This is a genomic window from Arenimonas sp., from assembly GCF_035312645.1.
Taxonomy (GTDB): domain Bacteria; phylum Pseudomonadota; class Gammaproteobacteria; order Xanthomonadales; family Xanthomonadaceae; genus Arenimonas.
The window spans coordinates 49785-57340 of the sequence record NZ_DATGBO010000046.1; the positions used below are offsets into that span (position 1 = coordinate 49785).

Consider the following 7556-nt stretch of genomic DNA (forward strand, 5'->3'; position numbering starts at 1 on the left):
TTCCGGGCCCGAACATGCAAACAGTGTCATCCGAACCTTCCGATTCATCCGACGAAGCCGATTACGAGCTGCTCGAAGCACAGGTGCCGGTCGAGTTGGCCGGCAGGCGCTTCGACCAGGCACTTGCCGAGATGTTCCCGGAGTTCTCCCGGTCCCGGCTCACCGAGTGGATCAAGGCCGGCAGTGCCCTGCTCGATGGCGTGCTGGTCAAGCCGCGCGATCCGGTCCGCGGTGGCGAGCCGGTCACGCTCAGCGTCAAGACCGAGGTCGAGACAACGGCCGAGGCCGAAGACATCCCGCTCGAGATGGTTTATGTCGACGAGGACGTGCTGGTGGTCAACAAGCCAGCCGGTCTGGTCGTCCATCCGGGCGCCGGCAATCCGCGTGGCACGATGGTCAATGCCCTGCTGCATTTTGACGCGCGCATGGCCGAGTTGCCGCGTGCCGGCATCGTGCACCGCCTCGACAAGGACACCTCCGGCCTGATGGTCGTGGCGCGATCGCTGCGCTCGCATTCGGCGCTGGTCGAACAATTGTCCGAACGCCGCGTGCATCGCCAGTACGTAGCCGTGGTGGTGGGGCCGATGATCGCCGGTGGCACCGTCGATGCGCCGATCGGTCGCCACCAGAGCGACCGCATCCGCCAGGCCGTGGTCAAGGAAGGCGCCGGCCGCGAGGCGATCACGCATTACCGCGTGCGCGAACGCTTCCGCGCCCACACCCTGGTCGAATGCCGACTCGAAACCGGCCGTACGCACCAGATCCGCGTGCACATGGCGCATGCCAAACATCCACTGGTCGGCGATCCGTTGTACGGCGGTTCCTATCGCCAGCCGAAAGGCGCGACGCCGGAACTCGCGGAAACCCTGCGCGCTTTCCGCCGCCAGGCGCTGCATGCGGAAAAGCTCGAATTCGTGCATCCGGTCAGCGGCGAAACCATCAGCACGGCGGCGCCGATCCCCGCCGACATGCAGACGCTGGTCGTCGATCTGCGCGCCGACACGGCGGCTTACAAACACTGAGATGCCGGCCGCGGCCTTCCTGACTGCCGACTGGCCTGCGCCCGCATCCATCCGTGCGCTGACCACGCTGCGCGCCGGCCCGGGCATCTCGCTGCCGCCGTTCGACCGTTTCAATCTAGGCCTGCGCTGCGGTGACGACAGCGCGCACGCGCAGACCAATCGCAATGCATTGATTGACGTCGCGCAACTGCCTTCCGCGCCGCGCTGGCTGCAGCAGGTGCACGGCATCGATGTCGCGCGTTTCGATCGCGGTGATCGTGAATTCACGTCCGCGCTCGCCGCCGGTGACTGGGACGAACCCATCGCCGATGCTGCGGTGACGGCCTCCGCAGGCGTGGTGCTCGCGGTGCTTACCGCCGACTGCCTGCCGGTGCTTTTGCGCAGCGACGACGGCAGCGAAATCGCTGCCGCGCATGCCGGCTGGCGCGGCCTGGCGAACGGCGTGCTGGAAGAAACCGTGCGCGCGATGCAGACGCCGGCATCGCGGTTGCTCGCCTGGCTGGGTCCGGCGGCGGGTCCGCAGGCCTACGAAATCGGCGTGGAAGTGCGTGCCGCGTTTCTTGCCGAAGATCCTGCGGCAGAATCCGCGTTCGTCGAAACACGCGACGATCATTGGCTGGTCGATCTCTACATGCTCGCTCGTCAGCGGCTGGCGCGCCTCGGCATCGAGCGTGTCTACGGCGGCGGGCTATGCACGATTTCCGATCCCGCGCGCTTTTATTCGCACCGCCGCGAGCAACGCACCGGACGCATGGCGACGCTGATCTGGCGCGACGCCTGAGCGGAAAAAATCGCAGTTGCGGGAATCAGAATTGGTCGCCGCCGCCGGTGAGTTGCTGTTCCATGGCATCGGCAGTGCGACTGGCGGCGTCGATCGCCTGCGAAAGCTGATACGCATTGGTGTTGACCGGAACCCTGACCACGAATGCCAGCGCATCCGACTCCATCCGCCATTGCCCCACCGCACTGTTGCGCGGGTCGTTGAGGATCTGGCTGGAGATCTCCGCCGGCAATGGCGCGCCCGGATTGCGATAGGCGAGGCTCCAGATCTCGCGCACGTTCACGCCGGCGTAGTTCTCGACGCGACTGCGGATCCAGCTTTGTTGCCGACGTCCGTTCTGAAGCGGCTCGACAACCCGAAAGTCGCCGTTGCCATCGACGCTGTACTTGATGCCGAGCAGATCCAGCGCCGCGGCGACGCCGGCATCCATCGCGGTATGGTTGACGGCACCGCTAGTCCCGCCGCTGTCGGTTCCGGCCGGTGCTGCCGCGCCGTTTGCCGCAGCAGGCGGGCTGGGATTGTCGGGCGCCGACGACGCGTAGTCATTCGATGACTGTTCGGCGTTGTTCGCGGCCGCCTTGAGCGTCAGATAAGCGACGCCGGCCAGGGCCATCAGCAGAAGAAAGGCCAGGCCGAGCCCAAGCAGCCAGTACAAGGCCGCGTTGGACGACTTCGCGGTAGTCGCGCGCTGGATGGTCGCGATGGGTGGCGGCGCGATGCGCACTGGCTTGACTGCTGCCGGGGTTGGCGGCGGTGTCGGCGATGGATTTGGCGACAATGGCGTCGGCGTCGGCGTCGGCGCGTGCGCGGGCAGTGGCGTGGTCACGTTCGCCGGTACCGCGTTCGGCGGCGCCGGCGGCACGGCGAGGAGCTGCGATCGCAATTCGTCGACGCGTCGCACGACCTCGGCGCCATCGGCCGGGCGGTTGTCGCGCTGCTTGGCCAGCAGCGCATCGAGCAAGGGCTGGAAGGCAGCGCGTGACGGTGGCAGGCGCGGAATATCCGCAGTCATGTGCTGCATGCCGATCGCCCAGCCATCGGTGCCCGAATACGGTGCCGCGCCGGTCAGCAGCTGATGGAAAACCACGCCCAGCGCATAAAGATCCGTGCGGCCGTCGAGCTCCTCGCCGCGCCATTGTTCCGGGCTCATGTATTGCGGCGTGCCCAGCGTCGAGCCCTCCGCCGTCAACGACGATGTCGCTTCGGACAGTCGCGCGACACCGAAATCGCTGAGCAGATAGCTGCCGTCGTCATGGCAGAGAATGTTTTCCGGCTTGATGTCGCGATGGATGACGCCATTGCGATGCGCATGATCGAGCGCATCGGCGATGTCGCGCATGCAGCGCAATGCGGCGGCGGCGTCGAGGCTGCCCACGCGCGCGGCGACCGAGCCGCCGGGGACGAATTCCATCGCCATGTAAGGCGCGCCGTCACTGCCCAGGCCGAGGTCGTGCACGGTGACGATATTGCGATGGCGCAGTCGCGCGACCACGCGGCCCTCGCGCAGGAAACGTTCGGCGTAAGCCGGGTCGCGCGCCAGTTCCGGCGCCATCACCTTGAGCGCGATCTCGCGGCCCAGCGACTCCTGCACGGCCCGATAGACCGTGGCCATGCCGCCGCGTCCCAACTCGTGCAGGATCCTGTAGCCGGCGATCATGTGCGTGCTCCCCAAGCCCCGAGTCATCATCCCCCAAACATCGGCGCAATGCAGCCGTCGTTCCCGGCGGGCTCTGATCACGGCGTGAATCGGCGCGGGGGCGTAGGCTTGAATCATGTCGACGTGGCCGCATTCAACAGCCATCGCGGCGCTTCGCCGCCCACGACTCCACCGGGATACTCGCATGCGCATGGACAAACTCACATCGCGATTCCAGCAGGCGCTCAGCGATGCGCAATCGCTGGCGGTCGGCCGCGACCACAACCTGATCGAGCCGACGCATCTGTTGGTCGCATTGATCGACCAGCAAGGCGGCAGTACGCGGCCCCTGCTCGCACAGGCCGGTGTCAATGTGACCGCATTGCGCCAGCGCCTCGGCGAGGCCCTGGACAAGCTGCCGAAAGTCACCGGCCAGGACGGCAACCTCAGCGTTGGCAACGATCTTGCCCGCCTGCTCAACGTCACCGACAAACTCGCACAGCAACGCGGCGACGCGTTCATCGCCAGCGAGTTGTTCGTGCTGGCCGCGTTCGACGACAAGGGCGAGGTTGGCCAAGCGCTGAAAGCCGCGGGCGCGAACAAGGCGGCAATCGAAAAAGGCATCGAGGCCTTGCGCGGCGGCGAAAAGGTCGATGATGCCAATGCCGAGGAAAATCGTCAGGCGCTGGAAAAATACTGCATTGACCTCACCGCGCGCGCCGAGAGCGGCAAGCTCGATCCGGTGGTCGGCCGTGACGAGGAAATTCGCCGCACTATCCAGGTGCTGCAGCGGCGCACGAAAAACAATCCGGTGTTGATCGGTGAACCCGGCGTCGGCAAGACCGCGATCGTCGAAGGTCTGGCGCAGCGCATCATCAACGGCGAAGTGCCCGAGGGCCTGCGCGGCCGCCGCGTGCTGTCGCTGGACATGGGCGCGCTGATCGCCGGCGCGAAGTTCCGCGGCGAGTTCGAGGAGCGGCTCAAGGCCGTGCTCAACGATCTGTCGAAACAGGAAGGCAACGTCATTCTGTTCATCGACGAATTGCACACGATGGTCGGCGCCGGCAAGGCCGAGGGTGCGATGGATGCCGGCAACATGCTCAAGCCCGCGCTCGCGCGCGGCGAACTGCATTGCATCGGCGCGACCACGCTGGACGAGTACCGCAAGTACGTCGAAAAGGACGCGGCGCTGGAGCGACGCTTCCAGAAAGTGTTCGTCGGCGAACCTTCGGTTGAGGACACCATCGCGATCCTGCGCGGACTCAAGGAACGCTACGCCGTGCATCACGGCGTCGAGATCACCGACCCGGCGATCGTCGCCGCCGCCACGCTGTCGCATCGCTACATCGCCGACCGCCAGCTGCCCGACAAGGCCATCGACCTGATGGACGAGGCGGCGAGCCGCATCCGCATGGAAATCGATTCCAAGCCGGAGGAAATGGATCGCATGGAGCGGCGCCTGATCCAGCTCAAGATCCAGCGCGAGGCGCTGAAGAAGGAGAAGGACAGCGAATCGAAGCAGCGCCTCGCCGATCTGCAGAACGAGATTGAAAAACTCGAACGCGAGTTCAACGATCTCGAGGAAATCTGGAAAGCAGAGAAGGCAACGCTGACTGGTGCGACCCGCATCAAGGAGCAGATCGAGCAGGCCAAGCTCGAACTCGATGCGGCGCACCGCCAGCAGGACATCGCGAAAATGAGCGAGCTCCAGTACGGTCGGATTCCGGACCTGGAAAAGCAGCTGACTGCCGCGCAGGCGGTTGAAACCCAGGGTTTCAAGCTGTTGCAGGACAAGGTGACGGCGGAGGAAATTGCCGAGGTGGTATCGCGCTGGACCGGCATTCCGGTCAGCAAGATGCTCGAAGGCGAACGCGAGAAATTGCTCAAGATGGAAGACGCGCTGCATGCGCGCGTGATTGGCCAGGACGAGGCGGTGAAGTCGGTGTCGAACGCGATCCGGCGTTCGCGCGCTGGCCTGTCCGATCCCAATCGCCCGAACGGTTCTTTCCTGTTTCTCGGCCCGACTGGCGTCGGCAAGACCGAACTGTGCAAGGCGCTGGCGGAGTTTCTTTTCGACAGCGGTGACGCGCTGGTGCGCATCGACATGAGCGAGTTCATGGAAAAACATTCGGTCGCGCGTCTGATCGGCGCGCCGCCGGGTTATGTCGGTTACGAGGAAGGCGGTTATCTCACCGAGGCGGTAAGGCGTCGGCCGTACAGCGTGATCCTGCTCGATGAAGTCGAGAAGGCGCATCCGGATGTGTTCAACGTGTTGCTGCAGGTGCTCGATGACGGCCGTCTGACCGATGGACAGGGCCGTACTGTCGACTTCCGCAACGCGGTGATCGTGATGACGTCCAACCTCGGTTCGCAGCACATCCAGGAGGTTTACGAAAACGGCGATGCCGATGCCGGCGACGATTCGCCCGAGCGCTACACGCAGATGAAGGCGGCAGTGATGGCATCGGTGCAGGGGCATTTCCGCCCCGAGTTCATCAACCGCCTCGACGACATCGTCGTATTCCATCCCTTGGGCCACGCGCAGATCCGTGCCATCGCGCGCATCCAGACCGCGTACCTGAGCAAACGCCTGCTCGAACGCCAGATCCGCCTCGACATCACCGATGCCGCGCTCGCGTTGCTGGGCAACGCGGGTTTCGATCCGGTGTACGGCGCAAGGCCGCTCAAGCGCGCAATCCAGCAGCAACTCGAGAACCCGCTCGCCAACAAGATTCTTTCCGGTGAGTTCGGAGCCGGCGATTCAGTGACGGTGGATGCCGAGGGCACAGGATTGGTGTTCCGGAAAGCCTGATCGGGCCCGTGCAGGAGCGCTGTAGGAGCGACGCAAGTCGCGATCGCTGGCTCGGGCGCGACGGTATTCGCGACTTGCGTCGCTCCTACGGCGCTCCTACAAGAGCGCTGTCTTCGCCAGCCGCGGATCGGCCAGCACCATCTCCGCCATGCTGAAGGCGAGTTCGCGTTCGGCCAGCACGGCGCCGTCGGCGCCGTGATCGAACAGGTGCCGGGCTTCGGCTTCGCTGTGCGCGCGGGCGAGGATGGTCATCGCTGCATTCGCCTTGCGCAGGCGGGCGATGATTTCGCCGGCTTCGAAAGCATTCGGAATCGCGATCAACGCGTGCGTCGCGGTTGCCGGCAGCAATTCATCCAGCAGGGCGGCGCTCGCGGCGTTGCCACGCACCGCCGCGATGCCGTCGCGATGCGCACGCGCTACCAGCTCGCGGTCGTTGTCGATCACCACCAGCGGCACGCCACGTTCGCGCAGCAAGGTCGCCAACTGGTGGCCGACGCGTCCGTAGCCGACCAGGATCGTGTGCTCGCCAACCGGCAAGGCAGGCCCTGGAAGCGGCTCGCGCTTCGTCGCGATGTTCGGAGCGCTCGCATCCGTCTGTCGCGACTGCCAGCGTGTCAATGCGACGAACAGCATCGGATTGACCACGATCGACAGCAGCGCGCCGGCGAGCACCAGATCTCGCGCTTCGACGGGCAGCAGCTTCAAGGCGACGCCGAGACTGGCGAGGATGAAGCTGAATTCGCCGATCTGCGCCAGGCTTGCGGAAATCGTCAGCGCGGTGGTGTTGGGATGGCCGAACAGGCGCACGACAAGAAATGCGATGGCAGGCTTGCCGACCGTGATGATCAGGAAAGTCGCCAGCACCGGCAGCGGCTGTTGCACGATGATCATCGGATCGAACAGCATGCCGACCGAGACGAAGAACAGCACCGCGAAGGCATCGCGCATCGGTAGCGAATCGGCCGCGGCCTTGTGGCTGAGTTCGGACTCGTTGAGCAGCATGCCGGCGAAAAACGCGCCTAGCGCGAACGACACGCCGAACAGTTGCGCCGAGCCGAACGCCACGCCCAGCGCGATCGCCAGAATTGCCAGCGTGAACAGTTCGCGCGAGCCGATGCCGGCGACGCGTTCGAGCATCCACGGAATTGCGCGTCGGCCCACCAACAGCATCAGCGTCACGAAGATCGCGAGTTTGCCCAGGGTGACGCCGAGCGAAGTCAACAATTTGCCGATTTCGAAACCGCCGGTGCCGGTCATCGAGTGCGCGAGCGCGGGCAGGAAGACCAGTGCGAGCACCATCACCAA

The 7556-nt window shown here is 65.2% G+C and carries 5 protein-coding genes; 3 read left to right on the forward strand and 2 right to left on the reverse strand.

Annotated elements, in window-relative coordinates; translation table 11 throughout:
- The first annotated feature begins 14 nt into the window (after positions 1 to 14).
- Positions 15 to 1022 (forward strand): 23S rRNA pseudouridine(1911/1915/1917) synthase RluD, encoded by a 1008-nt coding sequence (rluD, locus tag VKM35_RS04100; RefSeq protein ID WP_324318637.1) that lies wholly within the window; start codon positions 15 to 17, stop codon positions 1020 to 1022.
- 1 nt (position 1023) lies between these two features.
- Positions 1024 to 1803, forward strand: coding sequence for a peptidoglycan editing factor PgeF (gene pgeF / locus VKM35_RS04105; RefSeq protein WP_324318639.1), 780 nt, complete (start codon positions 1024 to 1026; stop codon positions 1801 to 1803).
- 25 nt (positions 1804 to 1828) lie between these two features.
- Here pgeF and VKM35_RS04110 read toward each other — a convergent pair whose 3' ends face one another.
- The gene (locus tag VKM35_RS04110) at positions 1829 to 3460 is read right to left on the reverse strand and encodes a serine/threonine-protein kinase (protein ID WP_324318641.1); all 1632 of its coding nucleotides are present in this window, start codon (positions 3458 to 3460) and stop codon (positions 1829 to 1831) included.
- A gap of 184 nt (positions 3461 to 3644) precedes the next feature.
- On the opposite strand from VKM35_RS04110, the gene clpB reads away from it, so the two are divergent.
- Positions 3645 to 6251, forward strand: a complete 2607-nt coding sequence (gene clpB / locus VKM35_RS04115) for an ATP-dependent chaperone ClpB (RefSeq protein WP_324318643.1) — start codon at positions 3645 to 3647, stop codon at positions 6249 to 6251.
- A 96-nt stretch (positions 6252 to 6347) separates the two neighbouring features.
- Here the strand turns inward: clpB and VKM35_RS04120 are convergent.
- The coding region (locus VKM35_RS04120; RefSeq protein WP_324318645.1) for a cation:proton antiporter at positions 6348 to 7556 on the reverse strand (1209 nt) is incomplete at its 5' end.